Raw genomic sequence first — 22,428 nt, 5'->3', positions numbered from 1 at the left:
CCCCGGAAAGCATCACCATGGCCCTCTTTCGCCTGCCATCCAGTGGACCCGCCGCCCTCGCGCCGCGCGGCAACGGGCTGTTGCTGCGCGCGCCGCAAATGTCGGACTTCCTGCAATGGGCTCATTTGCGCGAGACCAGCCGCGACTATCTCACGCCTTGGGAGCCGATCTGGCCGTCGGACGATCTCACGCGGTCCGGCTTCCGCCGCCGCCTGCGCCGCTATTCCGAGGACATTGCCGCGGACCGCTCCTATCCCTTTCTGATCTTCCGTGAGCTCGACGGCGCCCTGCTCGGCGGGATCACGCTGGCCAATGTCCGGCGCGGCATCGTGCAGGCCGGCACCATCGGCTATTGGGTCGGCCAGCCCCATGCCCATCGCGGCTACATGACGGCCGCGCTGCGGGTGCTGCTGCCGACGCTGTTCGGCGAGCTCAATCTGCACCGGGTCGAGGCCGCCTGCATCCCCACCAATGCGCCGTCGATCCGCGTGCTGGAGAAGTGTGGCTTCTCACGCGAGGGCCTGGCGCGCCGCTATCTCTGCATCAACGGGGTCTGGCAGGATCACCTGCTGTTCGGTCTGCTCCACGAGGATTTCCGCGGCTGAGCCGCCTGATTCGCGCCGCCAAAGTCCCCCTTTTTGCTGCCTTGGGTTCGCCGATTTTGGCGATATAACGCGCTGGGGCCGGCCGATCGGCCGGACATTCTCATGGAGTATGGGCGTCGATGGTGAAGGAGCTTCGGACATCGCGGAATGCGTTGCGGCGGGGGACAGCGGTCGCGTTGATGTTGTCGGTTGCGCTCGCGTCCGTCTCGCCGGTGGCGGCCCAGTCCCTGACCGACCGCTTCAAGAGCCTGTTCGGCGGCAAGTCGGACGAGCCGGCCGAGCCCAAGCCGGCGCCCGCGCCCGGCCAGCCCGCCGATGACGACGTCGATTGCCCGCAGGTCACCGTGCGCTCCGGCGCCTCCACCTATGCGGTCGGCGCTGCCGGCAAGCCGGCCGTCGGGAACGACATCCGCTTCCAGGCCACGATCTCCAAAATGGCGCGCGAATGCGTCCGGAACGGCGGCGACATCACCGCCCGGATCGGAATCCAGGGCCGCGTCATCGCCGGCCCGGCCGGTGCGCCTGCTACGGTCGACGTCCCGTTACGCGTCGCGGTGGTGCAGGGTGGCGTCGGCGAGAAAGTGATTGCCTCGAAGGCCTACCGGACCACGGTCGAGATGTCGGAGAGTGGCAGCGTGCCCTTCACCTTCGTCGCCGAGGATCTGTCCTACCCGGTGCCCTCGGCCGCGGCCGCCGATTCCTACATCTTCTATGTCGGCTTCGACCCGCAGGCGCTCACGCCCGAGCCAAAGGCACGGGGGAAGAGGAAGTAGCTGGCTACGATTTCAGCCACGACGACGAGGAAGCATCTCGCAGAAACAAAAAAGCCGGCGCTCGTCGCGCCGGCTTTTTTTATTTGAAGGCGACGCCCTCAGTTCAGCTTCTGCCTGACTTCGTTGATGCCCTTGGCGAGCAGGTCGTCGGCGACTGGGCCCTTGACCGACTGCGACAGGATCGTGGAAGCCGCCTGGACGGCGGCTTCCGCGGCTGCGGCGCGGACATCGGCTAGCGCCTGGGCCTCGGCGAGCGCGATCTTGCTCTCCGCGGTCTTGGTTCTGCGGGCGACGAAGTCTTCCATCTTCGCCTTGGCCTCGGTCGCGATGCGCTCGGCTTCGGCCCTGGCGTTGGCGATGATGTCGGCAGCCTCGCGCTCGGCCGTGGCGCTGCGCGCCTTGTAGTCGGCGAGCACCTTGGCCGCTTCCTGCTTGAGGCGCGCGGCGTCGTCGAGCTCGGCCTTGATGCGGGCGGCGCGATGATCGAGCGCGGTCATCGCCGTCTTGAAGATCCCGAGATAGCCGAACACGACCATCAGGATCACGAAGGCGACGGCGACCCAAAATTCAGGTTCGAAGAACATCTCGACTAACCCTTCAAGGACGCATCGACCGCGGCATTGACCGACGCGGTATCCGGAACGACGCCGGTGAGCTGCTGCACGATCTGGCCTGCCGCATCGGCCGCGATGCCGCGGACGTTGCTCATGGCGGTTGCGCGGGTCGAGGCGATGGTCTTCTCCGCCCCGGCGAGCTTGGCCGCCAACTGCTCTTCCAGCGCCTTGCGCTCGGCATCCGCCTGCGCATTCGCCGTGTCGCGGGATTCGTTGCCGATCGCCTGCGCCCGCGTGCGCGCCGCAGCGAGCTCGCTTTCATAGGCCTTCAGCGCCGCGTCGGACTGGTCCTTCAGCTTCTGCGCCTCGGCGAGGTCGCCCTCGATCTTGTTCTGACGCGCCTCGATCGCACCGCCGATGCGCGGCAAGGCGAGCTTGGACACGATCACGTAAAGCAGGACGAAGAAGATCGCGAGCGACACCAGCTGTGAAGCAAAGCTGCTGCTCTCGAACGGCGGAAAACCGCCACCGTGGTGACCACCGTCAGCCTCGGTGTGAGCGCCCGCCGCCGGACCTTTCGCGCCGCCATGACTCTCAGCCATGGAGTTCTCCTGTTGCTGTCACGCGCGCCGTCCCAAGGATTGGAACGGCGCGAAAAACGTCGTCCTCAGAGCGGAACGAACAGCAGCAGCAACGCGATCAGCAGCGAGAAGATGCCGAGCGCTTCGGTCACGGCGAAGCCGAAGATCAGGTTGCCGAACTGGCCCTGAGCGGCCGAAGGGTTACGCACGGCTGCGGCGAGGTAGTTGCCGAAGATCACGCCCACGCCGACGCCCGCACCGCCCATGCCGATGCACGCGATGCCCGCGCCGATAAGTTTTGCTGCTGCCGGATCCATTTTAGACTCCTTGGAAGAAAGATGGGGTTGTGGGTGGAAATTCCCCGGACCGCTCAGTGTCCCGGATGAATGGCGTCGTTGAGGTAGATGCAGGTCAGGATCGCGAACACATAGGCCTGGAGGAACGCGACCAGGATCTCGAGCGAGGTCAGCGCGACCGTGAGCGCCAGCGGCAGCACGCCGCCGACCCAGCCGATGGCGCCGAGCGAGAAGCCGAGCATGGCGACGAAGCCCGCGAACACCTTCAACGCGATGTGGCCGGCCAGCATGTTCGCGAAGAGACGAACACTGTGGGAGACCGGCCGCAGGAAGAACGACAGGATCTCGATGAACATGACCAGCGGCAGGATGTAGATGGGGACGCCGTGGGGAACGAAGATCTTGAAGAATTTCAGGCCGTTCTTGGCGACGCCGTAGATCAGGACGGTGAAGAAGACCATAAGCGCGAGCGCCGCGGTGACGATCAGATGGCTCGACACCGTGAAGGTGTAGGGGATGATGCCGACCAGGTTCGAGACGCAGATGAACATGAACAGCGAGAAGATCAGCGGGAAGAACTTCATGCCTTCCGCGCCGGCCGTCGAACGGATGGTCGAGGCGACGAATTCGTAAGAGATTTCAGCGACCGACTGCAGACGCCCCGGAACCAGCTGCGTGCCGCTGGCAAGCATCAGGATCGAGATGATCGCCACCGCCACCAGCATGTAGAGCGACGAATTGGTGAAGGCGATCGTGTGATTGCCGATATGGCCCAGGGTGAAGAGAGGCTCGATGTTGAACTGGTGGATCGGGTCGATTTTCATCAGCGCGGCATCTCTTGGTCTGCCGGGCAATGCCGGCGGGTCTCGGTCTGCCGGCCGGGCCGGCCCGTACCGGCGAGGCCGGCACGATCATTCCTCTCCTGGTGGGATCGGCTCACGAACCACCGCGCCTGTTTTGACCCGCGCCCGCCGTTCTCACCACGTTCACCACGCCGGCGACGAAGCCCAGCAGCAGGAACACGATAAATCCGAAAGGCGACGTCGACAGCAAGCGGTCGAAACCCCAGCCAATCCCCGCCCCGACAGCGACGCCGGCGATCAACTCCGAGGATAACCGGAAACCAAGCGCCATCGCCGAGGCTCTGGCCGCTCTGTCTCCATCGTCGCCTGCGGGTTGCTCGGTCCTGGTCCGGCGGTCGCGAAATTCGGACAACCGCTGATCAAGACTTCCGAGCCGTTCGGAAAGCGCGGCTTCCTCGGACGATTTATCGCGATCCCCATCATCGCCGTGTCCCGTGCCCTGTGTCATGCAACGAAGACCCGAAACGCCGCGGCTGAATGGAAATTACGCCCGTCACCCTCAAAAGCCGCGCGGACCATACTGATGGCCCATAATCAAGTCAAGCCAAGTCACGATTGCGTCGCTTTCGGTCATGTAACTGATTTTATTGACGATATTGGCGTGCGCGACAGCGCCGCACACAGCGTGACGCCGCACCGCAGCAGGTCTGCTCACGATCGGCGTATGCTGCTGTCCTTTCGCCACACTGCCGGGATCAAAGAGGCCATCGCGTTCGTTGATTTCAGAGGCGGGTTTTGGGCGGCGAATTGCCTGATGGGGTGTAGGATTGCGCCGCAGCAGCGCCGTGGCGGAGAGGGCAATGAGACCAGCGACGTCATCCACAACCTCATGGTTTGCGGCGGCTGCCGCGCTGATGGCCGTCAGCGGCGGCTCCGTGGCCGCGCAATCCGCGCCCGACGGCGAAAATGGTCGCTACAGCATGACGCCGATCCCCGAGGGCGTGCTGCGGCTCGACACGCGCACCGGCACGGTATCGACCTGCACCAAGAACGATGCCGGCTGGGCCTGCTACGCGGTGCCTGACGAGCGGACCGCGCTCGACGCCGAGATCGGCAGGCTCCAGGCCGAGGTCGAGAGGCTGAAGGGGCAGCTCGCGGCGGGTCCGACGGTGTCGGGCAAGATCGACGAGGCATTGCCGAAATCCGACCCGCTGAAGAAGGCGGAGCCCAAGGTCGCCGAGGGCGAGCGCAAGATCGAGATCCCGCTGCCGAGCGATCAGGACCTCGATCGCGTGATGTCATTTCTGGAGAAGGCCTGGCGGCGGCTGATCGACATGGCCAACCGCGTGCAGAAGGACGTGTCGGGGAAGATTTGAACGGCGCCTCCGCGTCACCGCAGTGTTCGATCGATCGAGACCTTTCATGACATCAGCCAGATCCGTCACCCGCTCGATACCTTCGTCGGCGCAAGCCGCGACCGTCATATCGTCACTGCTCACTGTGCAGACGCCGGGCCGCGGCTTCACTGATCTGACCAGCGAGGCGGCAAAATTCGTCGCCGAGGCGCTCGCGCGTGACGGCGCGTTGACGTTGTTCATCCGCCATACTTCGGCTTCGCTGACGATACAGGAGAACGCCGATCCTTCCGTGCTCGTCGACCTCACGACCGCGCTGTCCCGGCTCGCGCCGGAGAATGCCGGGTGGACCCACGACACCGAAGGACCGGACGACATGCCGGCGCATGTCAGGACGATGTTGACGGCGACCTCGCTCCAGATTCCCGTCCTCAACGGCAGGCTCGCGCTAGGCACCTGGCAGGCGATCTATCTGATCGAGCATCGCAAGCGCCCGCACCGGCGCGAGGTGGTGCTGCAATTCGTCGGCGCGACGTCATAACAAAACGGCCGCGGAATCCGCGGCCGTTCGTGTCCGATCGCCGGAGCCTTGGTTCCGGCTGATCTCGACTAGATCTGCTTGATGTCGACGTCCTTGGTTTCCGGCAGGAACAGGAATCCGACCACCAGACTCATCGCGGCGATGGCGACAGGGTACCACAGGCCCGAATAGATGTTTCCCGTCGCCGCGACGATTGCGAAGACCGTCGCCGGCAGGAAGCCGCCGAACCATCCGTTGCCGATATGGTAGGGCAGCGACATGCCGCTGTAGCGGATGCGGCTCGGAAACAGCTCAACCAGCCAGGCGGCGATCGGTGCATAGACCAGGGTCACGTAGATCACGAGAACCCAGAGCAGGACCGTCGTCATGACGTAGTTGATCTCGTTCGGATCGGCGGAAGCCGGATAGCCGTGAGCCTTGATCGCCGCGGGCAAAGCCTTGGCGAAATCCGGGGCCGTCGCACTCAGAGCCTGCTCGCCGATCTTGACCTGAGCCGGGGTGCCCTTCGGTGCGTCTTCGGTCTGGTAGTTCACCGACAGATTCACCAGCGCGGCCTTGGCGATGTCGCATCCCGTCGTGAACTTCTCGGTACCGGTCGCCTTGAACTGGAACGAGCACTCGCTGGGGTCGGCGATGACCTTCACCGGTGATGCGGCGAGCGCCGCTTCCAGCTTCGGGTTAGCGAAGTGGGTGATGCCCTTGAAGATCGGGAAGTAGGTCACCATCGCCAGCAGGAAACCCGTCAGGATGATCGGCTTGCGGCCGATCTTGTCGGACAGCATGCCGAAGATGACGAAGAAGGGCGTGCCCAGCGCGAGCGCGATCACGATCATGATCTGCGCGGTTACGGCCGGGACTTTCAGCGTCTGGGTGAGGAAGAACAGCGCATAGAATTGTCCGCCGTACCACACCACCGCTTCACCGGCGGTTGCGCCAAACAACGCCAGGATCGCGATCTTGGCATTATTCCATTCGCCGAAAGCCTCGGTGAGCGGGCGCTTCGAGGTCTTGCCCTCTTCCTTCATGCGCTGGAATACCGGCGATTCGTTCAGGCTCAAGCGAATCCAGATCGAAACGACCAGCAGAGCGCCAGACAGCAGGAAGGGAATGCGCCAGCCCCAATCGCCGAAAGCCTCTTCGCCCATCACGGTGCGGATGCCGAGGATGAGCAGCAGGGCCAGGAACAGGCCGAGGGTCGCGGTGGTCTGAATCCAGGAGGTGTAGTACCCGCGCCGGTTCTGCGGGGCATGTTCGGCAACGTAAGTCGCCGCACCGCCATATTCACCGCCGAGCGCAAGGCCCTGGACGAGACGCAGGCCGATCAACACGATCGGCGCGGCGAGGCCCCAGGTCGCATAGCCGGGCAAGAGACCGATGAAGAACGTGCCCACGCCCATCAGAGTCATGGTCACGAGGAAGGTGTATTTGCGGCCGATCATGTCGCCGAGGCGGCCGAAGATCAGTGCACCGAACGGGCGAACCGCAAAGCCGGCCGCGAAGGCGAGCAAGGCGAAGATGAAGCCGACGTTCGGCGGGACGTTAGAGAAGAAATATTTCGCCAGGAACGCACCCAACGTTCCGTAGATATAGAAGTCGTACCACTCGAAAACGGTGCCGAGCGAGGACGCGAAAATCACTTTTCGCTCCTCGGCAGTCATTCCCCCGGTGCGGACTCCCGAGCCCGCTGTGGCAGCCATTGTCATCGTTTCGCTCCCAGAGTTAGTGCAAGCCGCGCGTCCGGCCATGCCGGATCAATTTAGGCTTGCGCGGAAAGTAACATCGGCGTGAAACCAGCCCCAATACGACTTTCGGCCTTGCGCACGGATGCGCAGCTGACGAGCGGTATCGGGCGCCGGCGCGCAGTCACGGGGCTCCCGGATTAACCCCTTTGCAGCAAAGGGATATTGTGCACTTGCATGCCACGGCCGCTCGGGGAAGAATTGACCGGCTGCGGCGTTGACTCGCCGCCCGGCGTGAACGACAGCAAGAGAACGATGAACGCTCCCTCGACCCATCTCGTCATCGCCGATGACCATCCGCTTTTCCGCGACGCGCTGCGGCAGGCGGTGGCCGGCGTTTTGACCTCGGCCAGGATCGACGAGGCGGGATCGTTCGAGGATCTGACCACGCTCCTGGAACAGACCTCCGAGGTAGACCTGATCCTGCTCGACCTCTCGATGCCCGGGATCTCCGGCTTTTCCGGCCTGATCTATCTGCGCGCGCAATATCCGGCGATTCCGGTCGTGATCGTCTCGGCCTCCGACGACAGCGCCACGATTCGCCGCTCGCTCGATTTCGGCGCCTCCGGCTTCATTCCCAAGCGTTTCGGCGTCGAGACGTTGCGTGACGCCATCCTCAAGGTGATGGACGGCGACGTCTGGGTTCCCGCCGACACCGACCTGTCCGCCGCGGCCGACCCCGACATGACACGCCTGCGCGACCGCCTGGTGACGCTGACGCCGCAGCAGGTCCGGGTCCTCATGATGCTGTCGGAGGGCCTTCTCAACAAGCAGATCGCCTATGAGCTCGGCGTCTCCGAGGCCACCATCAAGGCGCATGTCTCGGCCATCCTGCAAAAGCTCGGCGTCGAAAGCCGCACCCAGGCCGTCATCGCCGCCGCAAAGATCGCCGGCGGCCAGTGGACGCAGGGCACGCCGACGGGGTGAGGTCAGGTCGCTGCAAAAGCACGTTGGCCGCTCTGATATCCGCCGTTTCGGAGCCCTCGGGTGCTCCATCTGCGCGGCCTCAGTGACGGTCTGTTGCGCCAGTTGCAGTGCGTCCGCGTGCCGGCCCTGCAACCAGAATTCACGCGCCAGCTGTGCCGCCGCGGCAGCTTGACCGGCGGCAATTCCATCCTCGGTGCGGAGCGCCGTGCTGCCGGAAGTCTCGCCTGCGAGATCGGCGCCACGAAGCAATAGCCGCGGCCTGAGAGCGTGGTGATGTATCGCGGCAAGTGCGCCGCTGCATCGACAGCAGACCACGCATGCAAGCCTTGTGAGGCGCGCGCGTGGTGACCTCACAATTTCTCACAAGTCCAAACGAGTATCCTGCGGTCACCGCTGCTAGTCAGTTGCGCGATGGCAAGGAGACATTCATGACGCAAGCGGCAAAAAGCACTCTATACGGCCAAGACCCACACCAGTGACGGCCGACACGACGGCATATCGCGCAGGTCCGACGACCGCCTCGACGTCAGGCTGTCGCCGCCAGGTGGCGCAGGCATCGGCACCAATCCCGAGCATTGTTCGCAGCCGGCTGGTCGGCCTGCTTCGAAGGCGCGATGGAAATGGCAGCCCGCAAGCGGAAAATCGTGCTTCCCAGAAAAAGTGCGATCGATACGGAAATCGATCTTCTTCTCGATGAAGGCACTTATGCGCTTCGGGCGCGCCTCAACGTCAGCCTGCCGGGTCTCGATCGCGAGACCGCACAGGGCATCGTCGCTGAAGCGCATCGACGCAGCATCATCAACCACCAGGAGGTCGCAACGCCATGAAGCAGATCATCGATGAGCACCGCCGCCAGTTTCTCGGCATCGCCACAGGAGCTGTCGCCGTTGGTCTCGGCGTGATCGATTTTGCACGTGCCGAGACGGAACCGCTGCGATCCTCCGCATCGAATGCGTCCTGGGCGATCAAGCAGATCGACGCCGGCGTCCTCAACGTCGGTTATGCGGAGGTGGGGCCCTCGAACGGTCCCGTCGCGATCCTGCTGCACGGCTGGCCCTACGACATTCACGCCTTTGTCGATGTCGCGCCGATCCTGGCGAAGACCGGCTATCGCGTGATCGTCCCTTATTTGCGCGGCTACGGCACGACGCACTTCCTCTCCAGTGAGACGCCGCGCAACGGCGAGCCTGCGGCGATGGCCGTCGACATCATCGCGCTGATGGACAAGCTCGATATCAAGAAAGCCGTCGTCGCCGGGTTCGACTGGGGCGCGCGCACCGCGGACGTCATCGCCGCGCTGTGGCCGGACCGCTGCCGCGCACTGGTGTCGGTCAGCGGCTATCTGGTTTCCAGCCAGGCTGCCGGCAGTGCGCCGTTGCCACCGCAGGCAGAACTGCAATGGTGGTACCAGTTCTACTTCGCGACCGAGCGCGGCCGCGCCGGATACGAGAAGTACACGCACGATTTCGCCAAGCTGATCTGGAAGCTCGCCTCGCCGCAGTGGAAGTTCGACGACGCCACCTTCAACCGAAGCGCGGCGGCGCTTGACAACAAGGATCACGTCGCAATCACGATCCACAATTACCGCTGGCGGCTCGGGCTCGCCCAGGGCGAGGCGAAGTACGAGCATCTCGAAAAGAAGCTCGCGGCGGCTCCGCAGATTGAGGTGCCGACCATCACGATGGAAGGCGACGCCAACGGCGCGCCGCATCCCGATCCGAGCGCCTATGCCGGGAAATTCTCGGGCCGATACGAGTTTCGCCTGATCACCGGCGGCATTGGCCACAATCTGCCGCAGGAAGCACCACAAGCCTTTGCCAAGGCCGTCATCGACGCCGATGGCGCCTGAGCATCTGCCAGCAGCCTCGGTCCAGCCCGGCTGGATCGACGATCGCCCCGTTGAACCCAGCTTGAAGAACATCATGTCGTCAACCGAACCTGAAAAAAAGAAGTCCTTCTATGCCACGATGATCGTGCTGACGGTGGTCCTGCTTGTCGTGCTCCTGACCTGCGTGCCGTATTTCGTCACGATCGCCTCCGCAGAGGGGCCCGCGGATCAGAGCGCGGTGGATGCCTCACCGATCTTCGGCGTCACGATTCCGCAAGGCTACAAGCAGTGGGAGCTGGTCGCGCCGGCCGAGGAGGCGGCGCCGCTCGACGAGCTTCGCGCTGTGGTCGGCAACCAGGCCGCAATCGACGCCTATCAGGCCGGGAAACTCCCGTTCCCGGACGGCACCATTCTGGTCAAGCGCGCCTGGAAGCGGAAGCAATCGCCGGAATTCGCGTCCGCAACGATTCCCGGCGCCGCCACCACGGTCCAGGTGATGGTCAAGGATTCCAGGAAATACGCTGCCACCGGCGGCTGGGGGTTCGGCCGCTTCATCAACGGCACGCCGGTGGACGAGGCCCAGCATCGCACCTGCTTCGCCTGCCACGAGGCCCGCGTCAGGAGCCGCGATTACGTCTTCACGCGCCTGGCGCCCTGAGCATCCGGAGACCGTCATGTCGAAAGCATGGTTCATCAGCGGCAGTTCACGCGGGCTTGGCCGGGCCATCGTGGAAGCCGCGCTCACAGCGGGAGATCGCGTGCTTGCGTCGGCCCGGGACCCAAAACCGCTTGAATCGCTGCTTGAGCGCTTCGGCGAAAGGCTTCGGCTTGCAACCCTCGACGTGACCGACGAGGCGGCAGCGCAAGCAGCGGTCGGCCTCGCCGTGCAGACATTTGGCGGCATTGATGTGGTCGTCAACAACGCCGGTTACGGCGATCTCGGATCGGTCGAGGATACGAGCCTGGAGACGTTCCGTCACCAGATCGAGGTCAACCTGATCGGCACCGTCATCGTCACCAAGGCCGCGATTCCCGTGCTGCGTCGTCAGCACCGCGGGCACATCGTGCAGGTTTCGTCCGTCGGTGGGCGCATTGGTGCTCCGGCCCGCGCGGCCTATTCGGCCGCGAAATGGGGGATCGAAGGCTTTTCGGAATCGCTGGCGCGCGAGATGGCGTTGATCGGCGTGAGCGTGACGATCGTCGAGCCCGGCGGCTTTCGCACCGGCTTTGCCCAGGCTGCGCATGCGGCCGGCGAGGGACGGCCGGAGTACGACGCTGTCGTTGGCGCCGCCGTCAGGATGCAGCGCGACTATGATGGCCGCCAGCCCGGCGACCCGGCCAAGGCTGCAGCCGTCGTGTTGAAGCTCGTCGACATGGATCGCCCGCCCTTGCGGATTGCCCTCGGCAGCGACGCCGTGAACGCCATTGCGGCGGCGGACAGGCTTCGTCTCGAGGAATTGGAGAGGTGGCGCGCGCTCAGCGTATCGACCGACTACTGACCCGCGCGTCTCACTCCGCCGCCACCATCTGCTGCGTGCGCCACTGACCCAGCAGGGCACGGAGCGAGGCCGGCTTGACGGGCTTGTTGAGCACCGCGATCTTCTCGTCCCGCGCGGCGATCTGCACGGCGGGGCTGCGATCGGCCGTGATCAGGATCGCGGGGATGGCGTCGCCGAAGCGGCGGCGGATCTCGCGGATGGCGGCGATGCCGTTGCCGCGATCGAGGTGATAGTCGACGAGCAGGCCAGTGACGCGCCGGCCGGCCGTTTCGATCGCGGCGATCGCGCCTTCGGGGTCGGCGACCGCGATCACCTCGGCGTCCCAGGCCTTCAAGAGCGTGCGCATGCCGTCGAGGATCGCCGCATCGTTCTCGATGCAGACGATCAGCGCTCCCGAGATCGGCGTGCGCGCCAGCGGCGTCGCGCTGGTCACGGCCGCGGTATGGGTGATCGCCTTGGCCGTCGGCACCGTCACGGAGAACACCGATCCGCCGCTGGCATTGGCGTCGATGGCGATGCCGTGCTTGAGCACGCGCGCCAGGCGTTCGACGATCGAAAGGCCGAGCCCCAGGCCGCGCGCGATCCGCGCCCCCTGCTCCAGGCGGTGGAATTCCTTGAAGATCTCGCCGCGCTTGACCGTGGGGATGCCGACGCCGGTGTCGTAAACGCAGATCTTCAGCGATTGACCGTGGCGGCGGCAGCCAACCAGCACGCGGCCACGCGGGGTGTACTTGATCGCGTTCGAGATCAGGTTTTGGAGCAGGCGCCGCAGCAGGAGGCGGTCCGACTTGACCGGGAGCGAGCAGGGCACGAAGGCGAGCTCCAGCCCCTTGGCGCGCGCGATCGGTGCGAACTCGATCTCCAGCGACCGCATCAGGTCGCCGATCTTGAAGCTCGAGATCGAGGTCGTCATCGCGCCGGCATCGAGCCTGGAGATGTCGAGCAGTGCGCCGAGGATCTCCTCGATCGCCTGCAGCGATTCGTCGATGTTCTCGACCAGCCGCGTCTCCTCGCCGTTGTGCTGGCGCTCGACCAGGCTCGTGACATAGAGCCGCGCCGCGTTCAGCGGCTGGAGGATGTCGTGGCTGGCAGCGGCGAGGAAACGCGTCTTGGAGATGCTGGCGTCCTCCGCCGCGCTCTTGGCCAGCGCCAGCTCGGAGTTCAGCCGCGTCAGCTCCTCGGTGCGGTCGCGCACGCGCTTTTCCAGCGTCGCATTGGCGCGCTCCAGCGCCTCCGCTGCTTCGAAGGTGGGCGTGACATCGGTGAAGGTGATGACGAAGCCGCCGCCGGGCATGCGGTTGGTGAGCACTTCGATCACCATGTGGCGTTCCGGCAGGCGTTCGAGATAAGGCTCGCTGTCGGTGGTGTAGGCGGCCAGGCGCCGCTTCAGCAGGGCCTCGCGCCCGAGCGGATCGTGCGGATCGCCGACACCGATGCATTCCAGGATTTCGCGCAAGGGCGTGCCGAACTGGATGAAATGCGGTGGCACATTGAGGAGATCACCGAACTGCCGGTTGGAGCAGATCAGTTGCAGATCGGCGTCGAACACGGCGATGCCCTGGCGCACATGGTTGAGCGCGGTCTGGAGGATCTCGCGGTTGAAATGCAGTGCCGCATGCGAGTCGTCGAGCAGCTTCAGCGCGGCCTTGGCGGAGACCGTCCGCTTGCGCAGCAGCAGCGACATCACGAGGCGGGAGGAGGCCGCGCCGATCGAGGAGGCAATCAGGTGCTCGGCGTGTTGCAGCAGCTCGAAATCGGCAGGTGCTCCGGGCTCCAGCAGCACGTTTCGCCGCGCGGAGAAGGCCTCGAAGGAATGCCGCGCGCGGTCGGGTCCGAGATATTGCGCCACCGTGGTCTGGATGTCCTGCACGGTGACGGTGGCGCGCCAGCGGCGGAAGCTGGGGGAGATCGGTGCGAGCGTGTTCGGCACGAACAGATCGGCCTGCAACAGCTCGATGGAAGACGGCTGGCGCGCCAGCGACAGCAGCACATAGGTCAGGATGTTGAGCGACAGCGACCAGATGACGCCGTGCATCAGAGGGGGCAGGTCGGCGCCGAACAGCGCCTGCGGCCGCAGCGCCTCGATGCCGAGCGGGCCGTGCTGGAGCAGCAGGATGCCTGATGTCGATGAATCCATGAAGCTCGGTATGAACAGCGTGTAGAGCCACACCACGAAGCCGACCAGCATGCCGCCGATGGCGCCGCGCGCGGTCGCGCGCCGCCAGAGCAGCCCTCCGAAGAAGCTCGGTGCCAGCTGGGCGATGGCGGCAAAGGAGAGCAGGCCGATGGCCGCGAGCTGGGTATTGCCGAGCGCGCGATAATAGAAATAGGCCATCACCATGATGGCGAAGATCGCGAGCCGCCGCGAGCGCAGCAGGAAGTCGCTGAAATCGGCACCGCCGGCGCGCCCCTCCGGCCGACGTTGCAGCACCAGCGGCACCACGAGGTCGTTCGAGACCATGATGGAGAGCGCGACGCATTCGACGATCACCATCGCGGTCGCCGCCGACAGGCCGCCGACGAAGATGGCGATGCTGAGCAGATCAGCGCCGCCTTCCATCGGCAGCGCCAGCACGTACATGTCGGGATCGGCGGCGCCGAACGGGAAGATCACGAGGCCGGCGAGCGCGATCGGGATCACGAACAGATTGATGGCGACGAGGTAGAGCGGGAACAGCCATCGCGCGCGGCCGACCTCGGCATCCGAGGAATTCTCCACCACGCTGACGTGAAACTGACGCGGCAGCAGCATGATCGCGCACAGCGACAGCAGCGTCATGGTCAGGAAGTTGCCGATCGACGGGGCGTAGTTGATGGCGCGCACCGCCTCCGGCGTCTTCATGGCGCGCTCGATCAATTCCTGCGGCGAGAACATCCAGAAGGTGACGAAGATGCCGGCGGCGAGGAAGGCGATCAGCTTGACGATGGATTCGGTCGCAACCGCCAGCATCAGGCCGTGCTGGTGCTCGGTGGCGTCGGTCTGCCGCGTGCCGAACAGCACGGCGAAGGCCGCCATCGCCAGCATCACCAGCAGCGCCACGTCGCCGAAGATCGGGATGTGGGAGAAGGCCTGGTCTTCGCCCAGGATCGTTTCGAGCGAGGAGGCGACCGCCTTGAGCTGGAGCGCGATATAAGGCACCGAGCCGATGATCGCGATCAGCGCGACGGTCGCCGCCACCGCCTGGTTCTTGCCGTAGCGCGCCCCGATGAAGTCGGCGATCGAGGTGATGTTCTGGGCTTTCGCGAGCTGGATCACGCGGCGCAACACGCCGGCACCGAGTCCGATCATCAGGATCGGGCCGACATAGATCGCGAGGAAGTCGGTCGAGGTGCGGGTGGCAAAGCCGACCGAGCCGAAGAAGGTCCAGGAGGTGCAGTAGATCGCCAGCGACAGCGGATAGATCAGCCCGGAGGCGCGACCGCGCCCGGCCGGCGAGCGGCGGTCGCCATGGCTCGCCACCAGGAACAGGAAGCCGATATAACCGAAAGCGGCGGCGATCACGCCCCAGTCGTGCAGCATGGTGAGCGCGCTTCTCCCTGGGCGCCAACGCGCCCGGTCTCATTTTCCCTGCAAATCTAGCGCGTTGGACGGGTGTAGGCGACAGCGAAATGTCGCGCCGGGGGAGGAACCGGGCTTGTCGTCAAGGTGCGAGCGTGCACCCACGGGCGCCGACCCTCCCCTGGAGGGGGAGGGTCGATCGCGCGCAGCGCGTGCGAGGTGGGGTGATCTCTCGGCACGGGCAGCGTTCGAGGTGGAGAGACCGTCACCCCCCGGCTCACATTTCGCTGCGCTCAATGTGAGCCGACCCTCCCCCTCCAGGGGAGGGTAAGAACCCTACTCCGCGGCCAGGGACTTCTCGCGCAGGGGCAGGCCGAGGCGGTCCCAGACTTGGAGCAGCGCTTCGGCGAGCTGATCGATCAGGCCGTCGTCGTGATAGGGCGAGGGCGTGATGCGCAGGCGCTCGGTGCCCTTGGCAACGGTCGGATAGTTGATCGGCTGGATGTAGATACCGTGCTGTTCGAGCAGGAGGTCGGAGGCCCGCTTGCACTTCTCGGGATCGCCGACGAACAGCGGTACGATGTGGGTGTCGCTCGACATCACCGGCAGGCCGGCGGCATTGAGGATTGCCTTGACGCGGGCGGCGCGGTCCTGGTGGCGCTCGCGCTCCCAGCTCGAGGTCTTCAGGTGCCTGATCGCAGCGGTCGCGGCCGAGCAGACCGCCGGAGGCAGCGCGGTGGTGAAGATGAAGCCCGGGGCGTAGGAGCGTACGGCGTCGATGATCTGGCCATTGGCGGCGATGTAGCCGCCGAGACAGCCGAACGCCTTTGCCAGCGTGCCCTCGAGAATGTCGATGCGATGCATCACGCCATCACGCTCGGCGATGCCGCCGCCGCGCGGGCCGTACATGCCGACGGCGTGGACTTCGTCGACATAGGTCATCGCGCCATACTGCTCGGCGAGATCGCAGATCCTGGCGAGCGGCGCGACATCGCCGTCCATGGAATAGAGGCTCTCGCAGACGATCAGCTTCGGCCGGTTCGGGCCGGCCGCTTTCAACAGCTCCTCGAGATGGGCGAGATCGTTGTGGCGGAACACGACCCGCTCGCAGCCGGACTGGCGGATGCCCTCGATCATCGAATTGTGGTTGAGCTCGTCCGACAGGATCAGGCAGTTCGGGATGAGCTTTGCGATGGTCGGGATGCCGGTCTGGTTCGAGACATAGCCCGAGGTGAACAGCAGCGCGGCTTCCTTGCCGTGGAGATCGGCGAGCTCGGCTTCGAGCTGGACCAGCGGATGGTGCGTGCCGGCGATGTTGCGGGTGCCGCCGGCACCGGTGCCGACGCGGGTCGCGGTCTCGACCATGGCGCCGACCACCTTCGGGTGCTGGCCCATGCCGAGATAATCGTTGGAGCACCAGATCACGACGTCGCGCTTGCCCTGGGGCGAGTGCCAGACCGCGTGCGGGAACCGGCCGGCCGTGCGTTCGAGGTCGGCGAACACGCGATAGCGCCGCTCGGCGTGGAGACGATCGAGGGCGGAGTCGAAGAACTGGTTGTAATCCATCGGCAAAACCTGCAACGGAACCCGGCCATGACGGCCGCCCATTTTTAGAGCTTTTCCAGCTCCGATGTCTATGCGCCAGCACACATTTGAGGCGCGGCGAGCGTGCCAATTGATAACCGCCAGTCCGGCCGCGATTGTTGATTTGGATCAACCGCCTAACGCGGGGCTGCCGGCCGGACCGGAGTTGCCGGGAGGCCGGGGCCGCCATGGACATTTTGTCCATGGCGCGCACTGCATCCATGATGGGGGAAGCGGTCGCACCGGCGCCATGGCCTGGCCCGGCCGGGACGGCGGGTCGGTCAATCGGACAGCCCATGCGAAAGGAAGCCCCGATGAAGCGTGTCATGATTCTCAATGGTCCCAATCTCAACATGCTCGGTATCCGCGAGCCGCACATCTACGGCACGACGACGCTCGCAGAGATCGACGCGAGCTGCGAGGAGGCCGCCGCAAGGCTCGGGCTCAAGCTCGCCTTCCACCAGTCCAACCACGAGGGCGCGCTCGTCGATCTGATCCAGTCGGCGCGGCAGGACGCCGATGCCATCGTCATCAACCCCGCCGGCTTTTCCTTCACCTCGGTGGCGATCATGGACGCGATCAAGACATTCGAAGGCCCGGTGCTGGAGGTCCACATCTCGAACATCCATGCCCGCGATGAATACCACCGGCACTCCAGGATCTCGTTCGTGGCGACCGGCGTGATCTGCGGGCTGGGACCGTTCGGCTACATCGCGGCGCTGCATGCGATCGCGAATATGAAGTGAGTGGTAGCCGCGGCAGTGGTCTGCTCCCTCGCCCCGCTTGCGGGGAGAGGCGAAGAAAGAGCTCACGTCGTCCGAAACTGCAGCACGCCGTCCTGCATCTCGGCCGCCAGGCGCCCCTCGACGATCATGTAGTTGACATGGGCGACCAGTTCGCCGGCGGCAAAGCCCATCTGGTGCTCGTCCAGCACATGCTTGTTGAACACGACAGGCACCAATGCGCGCGAGGTTTGCGGCACCTCGCGGCAGGCTTCCGCGATCAGGCGGCAGCGCTCCTCGTGGTGGTCGGCGAGCTGCTTGATACGGGTCTTCAATCCGTAGAACGGCACGCCGTGGCCGGGCAGCACCAGCACGTCGTAGGGAAGCGTCGTGGTGAGGCTGGCGAGCGAGGCCAGATATTCGCCGAGCGAGTTCTGGTCGGGCTCGACCGCCCAGACGCTGACATTCGGCGAGATCTTGCTCAGCACCTGGTCGGCGGAGAGGAACAGCTTGTCGTCGGCGCAATACAGCATCACCTGGTCGAGCGCGTGGCCGCCGCCGGTGATCACCTTGAAGCGGCGCGTGCCGATCACGACGTCGTCGCCATGCGAGATGCGGCGGTAGGACGGCGGCAGCACCGAGACGCGCTTGAGATAGTCCTGGCCGCGGCCGAGCAATTTTTCGGTCAGCGACTCGTCCATGCCGTGACGGCGGAAGAACAGCCGTTGCGCCTCGCGCCGCTCCTCGGTGCCGCGGTTCTGGTGATAGACCGATTGCAGATATTCGACCTGCGACATCACCAGCGGGCAGTTGAAGCGCTCGACGATCCAGCCGGCGAGGCCGACATGGTCGGGGTGGGAGTGGGTGACGATCAGGCGCGTGATGTTGACGCCCTTCAGCGGCCCCTCGAACAGTTTCGTCCAGGCCTCGATCGTCTCCTCGTTGCCGAATCCGGTATCGACCATGGCATAGCCGTCGCCGTCGGCGAGCAGATAGATGTTCACGTGGTTGAGGCGGAACGGCAGCTTCAGCCGCGCCCACAACACGCCGGGCCGTACCTCCACGATCTCCTCGTGGCCGGGGTGCTGTTCCCAGGGGTAGCGCAGGGCCTCGGCCGAGGACTGTGCGGTGTCGGTTTTTGAGCTCATGCTACCCGCTTAAACCCAGCGCGAGCGGGGCGCCAGCCGAAAAAGGACGGCCGTGGTCTCCGCATGGCCGGCATACCGGCGGTTTTCCGCAGCCCGGATGGAGCGCCGTCCAAAAGCGCCGTCATTCCGGGGCGCGCCTGAGCGCGAACTCTGGTGCGCGGTTGCGCACCCGAGAATCCGGGGATTGTCGCGCGAGATTCAGGGTTCGCCTCTTTGAGGCGGCCCCGGGAATGACAATCAGGCCGCCCGCATGTCGTTGAGGAACGCATCGATTTCCGCGCGCAGCATATCGGCCTCGCGCCGGAGCGCGTCCGAGGCGCTCAGCACTTCGCCTGCCGCCGTGCCGGCTTCCGCGGAAGCGGTGGAGACTCCGACGATGTTGCTGGAGACTTCGCTGGTGCCGCCGGCGGCATGCTGGATGTTGCGGGCGATTTCACGCGTGGCGGCGCCCTGCTCCTCCACCGCGGCTGCGATCGTCGTGGTGACGTCGTTGATCTCGCCGATGATCCGGCCGATGCCCTGGATGGCGCCGACCGCGGAGGTCGTGACTGACTGCATGCTGGCGATCTGGGTGCGGATCTCGTCCGTCGCCTTGGCGGTCTGGCTCGCCAGGCTCTTCACTTCCGAGGCGACCACGGCGAAGCCGCGTCCGGCCTCGCCCGCGCGCGCGGCCTCGATGGTCGCGTTGAGCGCGAGCAGATTGGTCTGCGAGGCGATGGTCTGGATCAGGTCGACGACGACGCTGATGCGGCTCGCGCTGTCGGCAAGGCTCTGCACGGTGGCGTCGGTCGCTCCCGCTTCGTCGACGGCCTTCCTGGCGATCTCGGCGGAGGTCACGACCTGGCGGCTGATCTCCTGGATCGAGGAGGACAGCTGCTCGGTGCCGGCCGACACGGTCTGCACGTTGACCGAGGTTTCCTCCGCGGCGGAGGCGACCGCGTTCACCAGCGCGTTGGACTGGTCGGCGGTGTTCGACATGCTCTGCGCGGTCGATTGCATCGAATTGGCCGACTGCGCCAGATTGTCGAGCGCGGAGCGCACCGTGCTTTCGAACTCGCCGATCTTCGCTTCGATGTGCGCGGCACGCTCGGCCTTGGCGATGCGGTCCTTGTCCTGCTCGTTCGTCAGCGCGCGGGCCTCGATCATGCTCTCCCGGAACACTTGCAGCGTGTTCGCCATCACCGAGATTTCGTCGTTGTGGTTCTTCGAGCGGTAGATCTCGGTTTCGATGTCGCCGTTCGCGAGCAGCTGCATCGACTGATGCAGAGCGCCGATCCGGCGCAGGATGCTGCGGCCGACATAGAGCCAGACGAACAGCGCCGAGCCGACCAGCATCAACGCGCCCAGCGCCAGCATGACTGACGTGGCGAGCGAAATCTCCTGCCGCGCCTGGAAGGTCGAGGTGTTGGTCTCCTTCTGCACGCCGTCGACGAGCTGCTGCACGCTGATGCCGAGGCCGACATTGAGCTTGCGGGTCTCGTCCAGGATGGTCTGGCCGTAGTCGATGGAGTCGAGCTCCTTCTCGCGCAGATTGAACACGCCGGTCTTGCCGGTGCCGAGCGCGAGCAGCTTTTCCGCCGCCTCGCGCAGCATCTTGTTGCCCTGGTTGTCCGGCAACAGATCGAGGTTGGAGCGCAGGCGTCCCTGAGCCGTCTTGAATTCCTTCTGGATGTCGTCGAGCTTGTCGCTCGTGCTCGCCGACAGCGCCGCGCTCATGTCGGCGGCGGCGAGATTGCCGCTGGCGACGACGTTGCCGAGCTGACCGACGGTCTGCGCGGCGTCGGTGGCATCTGCGGCGGACAGGTCGGCTGAGCCGAGAATGGCGTTGACCCGGGTCTGTGCGTCCAGCATCGCCGGGCTCGCCGCACCGACGAACGCACCCTGCGCGCTGCGAAGCGCATCATATTGCTTCTCATGGAGGGCCGCGATATCGAGCCGTTCGCGGGCGGCCTTCGCCAGGCTCTGAGCCGCCTCGTTGATGCTCTTCATCGTGTCGCTGAGTCCGGAGACGACGCTCTTGTCGCCGCCGAGCTCGATGATCTCGGTGAGCTTCTGCTGCGTCTGCTCCTGCAATTCCCTCAGCTTCTTGGTGCGTTCATTCAGGGCGTCCTCGCTTTGCGCCGCAAGCAGGGCCGGTCCCTGCGCCGCAAGGCTCGCACTCTGTGCCGACAATTGCAGGCTGGCGGCGAGGCGCGGAATGTCCCGCCCGCTCAGTTCGGTCATGCGTCCGCCGAGATTCTGCAGCGCCAGGCCGGCGCCGGTCGCGATCACGAGACCCATGCCCGCGATCACCGCGAAGGCCGCGAACAGGCTGCCGCGCACGCCCCATTTCGGCATTTTGAAACGAGGACGGAAACGGCCAAGGAATCGGCCAAGGCCCAGACGGATCGCCATCGAAAATTCCCCCAATGTTCTTGCTTCTGTTGTGGCGGCAGTATCGGCGGCACCCGTTAAAAAATCGCAATTGAGGCAACTGCTTGCGCATGTTCCGCAGAGCGAAAAAAGAAGGGCCGGCAACGAGGCCGGCCCTTCATCGTGATAAGATCTTGGTAACCGATCAGTAGCTCGCGACGGCCGGGCTTGCCCAGTTGAAGCGGTAGTTGACGCCCGCCTTGAAGGTGTGGTCGTCGGTGGTGAAGTTGCCGGTGCCCACCAGCGGGCCCGCCGTGAAGTGCGCGTCGCCGAAATTGTAGTACTGGTACTCGGCCTTGGCGGACCAGTTCGGGGCGAACATGTATTCCAGGCCGGCGCCGACGGTGTAGCCGTTGCGGTGATCGCCATCGATGATGAAGCCGGTCGGCACGCCGCCGACAGTCACCTTCTCGTTGTTGTCCGAATAGGCGTAGCCGCCCTTCACATAGAGCAGGCCGGGACCCCAGGTATAGCCGACGCGGCCGGTGATCGAGCCGAGGCCGCGCTGGTCGTTGGTATAGGCGATGCCGCCCGGGAAGACTGCGCCGACGCTGCCGGACAGCCAGGAATACTGGCCTTCGACGCCGACCACGAAGTACGGGTTGAGCTGCCAGTCCGCGCCGACCTGCACGCCGCCGAGGAAGCGGCCATTGCCGTTGCTGCCGGTGGAGAGACCATTGAAATTGTTGTCGCTGGAGAACGCGCCGCCGACATGGGCGCCGAGATAGAAGCCCGTCCAATTGTAGATCGGCGCGGCGTAGGCCGGCGCGGGCGACTTGTAGTAGTTGCGGTTGCCGAGGTCGGCGCCGACGGCCGGCGCAGCCGCGCCCACCACGAGCAGCGCCACGGTCGCAAACAGAATCTTCTTCATCGTCTCGAACTCCAACACGTAAGGTCCCCGGCAGGCGCGCTTTCCGCGCCGTCGTTGGTTTTGCAGATAGCTCGCTTTTGATGAAAATGCTGTCACATCCATGGCACAGCGACAGCCAGCTTAACTTATTGGGGTGTAAATGATTTTCGTGCTTAATGGCGGCTTAAGAAGTGGTAAAGGAAGGCTTAACGTCGCGCGTCATGGGTAATTTGCGCGCGCTCCTTGTTAACCAAGACGCCGCCGCACCTCATCGCGCATCTGCGCGCGAAAGGCCGCGCGCTTTGCCGGCCGGTCTTCCTCGCGCACGTCGTGACGATCGAAGATGTCGAACTTCTCGAGGATCGGATACCGCTCGCTCGCCATTGCGAGCACGCGCAGCACCCGGGTCGCCTCCGGCGTCGGGCCGCTGACCTCCCAGCGCCGGATGGTGTCGGCGCCCCCTCTCTCCGGCAATCCGCAAAGCATGGCCATGTCAGCCGCCGTGAGCTTGCGCTCGAGGGCATCGGAGAGGTCGTTGCGAAGCTGCTTCAGTTCGGCGCCGGTCATGCTGCCTTGCGTCCAGGGAGTCACCGAACGCAATGCATTAGCGCTGATTCGGGTCTATCCGAAGGCGGCGGGTGCGTGCCCCGCGCTGCGTCTCGAAACCGACCCCCGGTCGGCGTGTCCAACTTGGTCTCCCCCCGGAGCATCG

At 65.1% G+C, this 22,428-nt stretch carries 23 protein-coding genes and 1 pseudogene; 11 read left to right on the top strand and 13 right to left on the bottom strand.

Annotation, left to right across the window (positions count from 1 at the left end):
- Positions 1-17 precede the first annotated feature (17 nt).
- Together XH87_RS27075 and XH87_RS27070 are read left to right on the top strand one after the other, a co-directional pair.
- Positions 18-605, top strand: a complete 588-nt coding sequence (locus XH87_RS27075; RefSeq protein WP_158671406.1) for a GNAT family N-acetyltransferase — start codon at positions 18-20, stop codon at positions 603-605.
- Positions 606-724: 119 nt separating this feature from the next.
- Positions 725-1,378, top strand: coding sequence for a hypothetical protein (locus XH87_RS27070; RefSeq protein WP_271589569.1), 654 nt, complete (start codon positions 725-727; stop codon positions 1,376-1,378).
- Between the two features lie 98 nt (positions 1,379-1,476).
- Here the strand turns inward: XH87_RS27070 and XH87_RS27065 are convergent, their stop codons facing one another.
- The 6 genes from XH87_RS27065 to XH87_RS27040 form a co-directional block, all read right to left on the bottom strand.
- On the bottom strand, positions 1,477-1,962 hold the full coding sequence (locus tag XH87_RS27065) for a F0F1 ATP synthase subunit B family protein (protein ID WP_035700745.1): 486 nt from the start codon (positions 1,960-1,962) through the stop codon (positions 1,477-1,479).
- Between the two features lie 5 nt (positions 1,963-1,967).
- Positions 1,968-2,534: a F0F1 ATP synthase subunit B gene (locus XH87_RS27060; protein WP_271589568.1), complete on the bottom strand. Its 567-nt coding sequence runs from the start codon at positions 2,532-2,534 to the stop codon at positions 1,968-1,970.
- Between the two features lie 65 nt (positions 2,535-2,599).
- A complete protein-coding gene (locus XH87_RS27055; protein WP_007599451.1) occupies positions 2,600-2,830 on the bottom strand; it encodes a F0F1 ATP synthase subunit C in 231 nt (76 codons plus the stop codon).
- A gap of 53 nt (positions 2,831-2,883) precedes the next feature.
- Positions 2,884-3,633, bottom strand: a complete 750-nt coding sequence (locus tag XH87_RS27050) for a F0F1 ATP synthase subunit A (RefSeq protein WP_271589567.1) — start codon at positions 3,631-3,633, stop codon at positions 2,884-2,886.
- A gap of 112 nt (positions 3,634-3,745) precedes the next feature.
- A complete protein-coding gene (locus XH87_RS27045) occupies positions 3,746-4,120 on the bottom strand; it encodes an AtpZ/AtpI family protein (RefSeq protein ID WP_271589566.1) in 375 nt (124 codons plus the stop codon).
- 51 nt (positions 4,121-4,171) lie between these two features.
- Complete coding sequence (locus XH87_RS27040) at positions 4,172-4,495, bottom strand: hypothetical protein (protein WP_271589565.1); 324 nt, start codon at positions 4,493-4,495, stop codon at positions 4,172-4,174.
- Here XH87_RS27040 and XH87_RS27035 point away from each other — a divergent pair.
- Positions 4,473-4,988, top strand: coding sequence for a hypothetical protein (locus tag XH87_RS27035; RefSeq protein WP_271589564.1), 516 nt, complete (start codon positions 4,473-4,475; stop codon positions 4,986-4,988). The genes XH87_RS27040 and XH87_RS27035 overlap by 23 nt on opposite strands.
- Positions 4,989-5,034: 46 nt before the next feature.
- Complete coding sequence (locus XH87_RS27030; protein ID WP_035700759.1) at positions 5,035-5,508, top strand: secondary thiamine-phosphate synthase enzyme YjbQ; 474 nt, start codon at positions 5,035-5,037, stop codon at positions 5,506-5,508.
- 68 nt (positions 5,509-5,576) lie between these two features.
- On the opposite strand, the gene XH87_RS27025 is transcribed toward XH87_RS27030, so the two are convergent.
- On the bottom strand, positions 5,577-7,211 hold the full coding sequence (locus XH87_RS27025) for an MFS transporter (protein ID WP_442868306.1): 1,635 nt from the start codon (positions 7,209-7,211) through the stop codon (positions 5,577-5,579).
- Positions 7,212-7,502: 291 nt separating this feature from the next.
- On the opposite strand from XH87_RS27025, the gene XH87_RS27020 reads away from it, so the two are divergent.
- The 6 genes and pseudogenes from XH87_RS27020 to XH87_RS26995 all read left to right on the top strand — a co-directional run bounded on the left by XH87_RS27020 (position 7,503) and on the right by XH87_RS26995 (position 11,501).
- On the top strand, positions 7,503-8,174 hold the full coding sequence (locus XH87_RS27020) for a response regulator (RefSeq protein WP_035700954.1): 672 nt from the start codon (positions 7,503-7,505) through the stop codon (positions 8,172-8,174).
- A 60-nt stretch (positions 8,175-8,234) separates the two neighbouring features.
- A complete protein-coding gene (locus XH87_RS27015; RefSeq protein ID WP_271589563.1) occupies positions 8,235-8,426 on the top strand; it encodes a hypothetical protein in 192 nt (63 codons plus the stop codon).
- Positions 8,427-8,602: 176 nt separating this feature from the next.
- Positions 8,603-9,001 (top strand): annotated as a pseudogene (locus tag XH87_RS27010) (Ohr family peroxiredoxin).
- Positions 8,998-10,023: an alpha/beta fold hydrolase gene (locus XH87_RS27005; protein ID WP_271589562.1), complete on the top strand. Its 1,026-nt coding sequence runs from the start codon at positions 8,998-9,000 to the stop codon at positions 10,021-10,023. Before XH87_RS27010 ends, XH87_RS27005 begins: the two are co-directional and overlap by 4 nt.
- Positions 10,024-10,096: 73 nt before the next feature.
- A complete protein-coding gene (locus XH87_RS27000) occupies positions 10,097-10,660 on the top strand; it encodes a cytochrome P460 family protein (protein WP_271589561.1) in 564 nt (187 codons plus the stop codon).
- Positions 10,661-10,676: 16 nt separating this feature from the next.
- Complete coding sequence (locus tag XH87_RS26995; RefSeq protein ID WP_271589560.1) at positions 10,677-11,501, top strand: SDR family NAD(P)-dependent oxidoreductase; 825 nt, start codon at positions 10,677-10,679, stop codon at positions 11,499-11,501.
- 10 nt (positions 11,502-11,511) lie between these two features.
- On the opposite strand, the gene XH87_RS26990 is transcribed toward XH87_RS26995, so the two are convergent.
- Entirely contained in the window at positions 11,512-15,021 is a 3,510-nt protein-coding gene (locus XH87_RS26990) for a PAS domain-containing hybrid sensor histidine kinase/response regulator (protein ID WP_271589559.1), read from the bottom strand.
- Positions 15,022-15,336: 315 nt separating this feature from the next.
- Positions 15,337-16,566, bottom strand: coding sequence for a 5-aminolevulinate synthase (gene hemA, locus XH87_RS26985; RefSeq protein ID WP_035700778.1), 1,230 nt, complete (start codon positions 16,564-16,566; stop codon positions 15,337-15,339).
- Between the two features lie 332 nt (positions 16,567-16,898).
- Here hemA and aroQ point away from each other — a divergent pair, with 332 nt between their 5' ends.
- The gene (gene aroQ, locus XH87_RS26980; RefSeq protein WP_035700781.1) at positions 16,899-17,330 is read left to right on the top strand and encodes a type II 3-dehydroquinate dehydratase; all 432 of its coding nucleotides are present in this window, start codon (positions 16,899-16,901) and stop codon (positions 17,328-17,330) included.
- Positions 17,331-17,392: 62 nt separating this feature from the next.
- On the opposite strand, the gene XH87_RS26975 is transcribed toward aroQ, so the two are convergent.
- From XH87_RS26975 to XH87_RS26960, 4 genes are all read right to left on the bottom strand, one after another.
- A complete protein-coding gene (locus XH87_RS26975) occupies positions 17,393-18,454 on the bottom strand; it encodes an MBL fold metallo-hydrolase (RefSeq protein WP_271589558.1) in 1,062 nt (353 codons plus the stop codon).
- 237 nt (positions 18,455-18,691) lie between these two features.
- Entirely contained in the window at positions 18,692-20,848 is a 2,157-nt protein-coding gene (locus tag XH87_RS26970; protein WP_271589557.1) for a methyl-accepting chemotaxis protein, read from the bottom strand.
- Between the two features lie 163 nt (positions 20,849-21,011).
- Positions 21,012-21,737, bottom strand: coding sequence for an outer membrane protein (locus XH87_RS26965; protein ID WP_035700959.1), 726 nt, complete (start codon positions 21,735-21,737; stop codon positions 21,012-21,014).
- 225 nt (positions 21,738-21,962) lie between these two features.
- On the bottom strand, positions 21,963-22,283 hold the full coding sequence (locus XH87_RS26960; RefSeq protein ID WP_271589556.1) for a hypothetical protein: 321 nt from the start codon (positions 22,281-22,283) through the stop codon (positions 21,963-21,965).
- Between the last annotated feature and the right edge of the window lie 145 nt (positions 22,284-22,428).

Origin of the sequence: Bradyrhizobium sp. CCBAU 53415 (assembly GCF_028128735.1) — a bacterium.
Lineage (GTDB): Bacteria > Pseudomonadota > Alphaproteobacteria > Rhizobiales > Xanthobacteraceae > Bradyrhizobium.
Note: the sequence above shows the minus strand (reverse complement) of the source record. Positions and strands in the feature narration are given on the sequence as shown.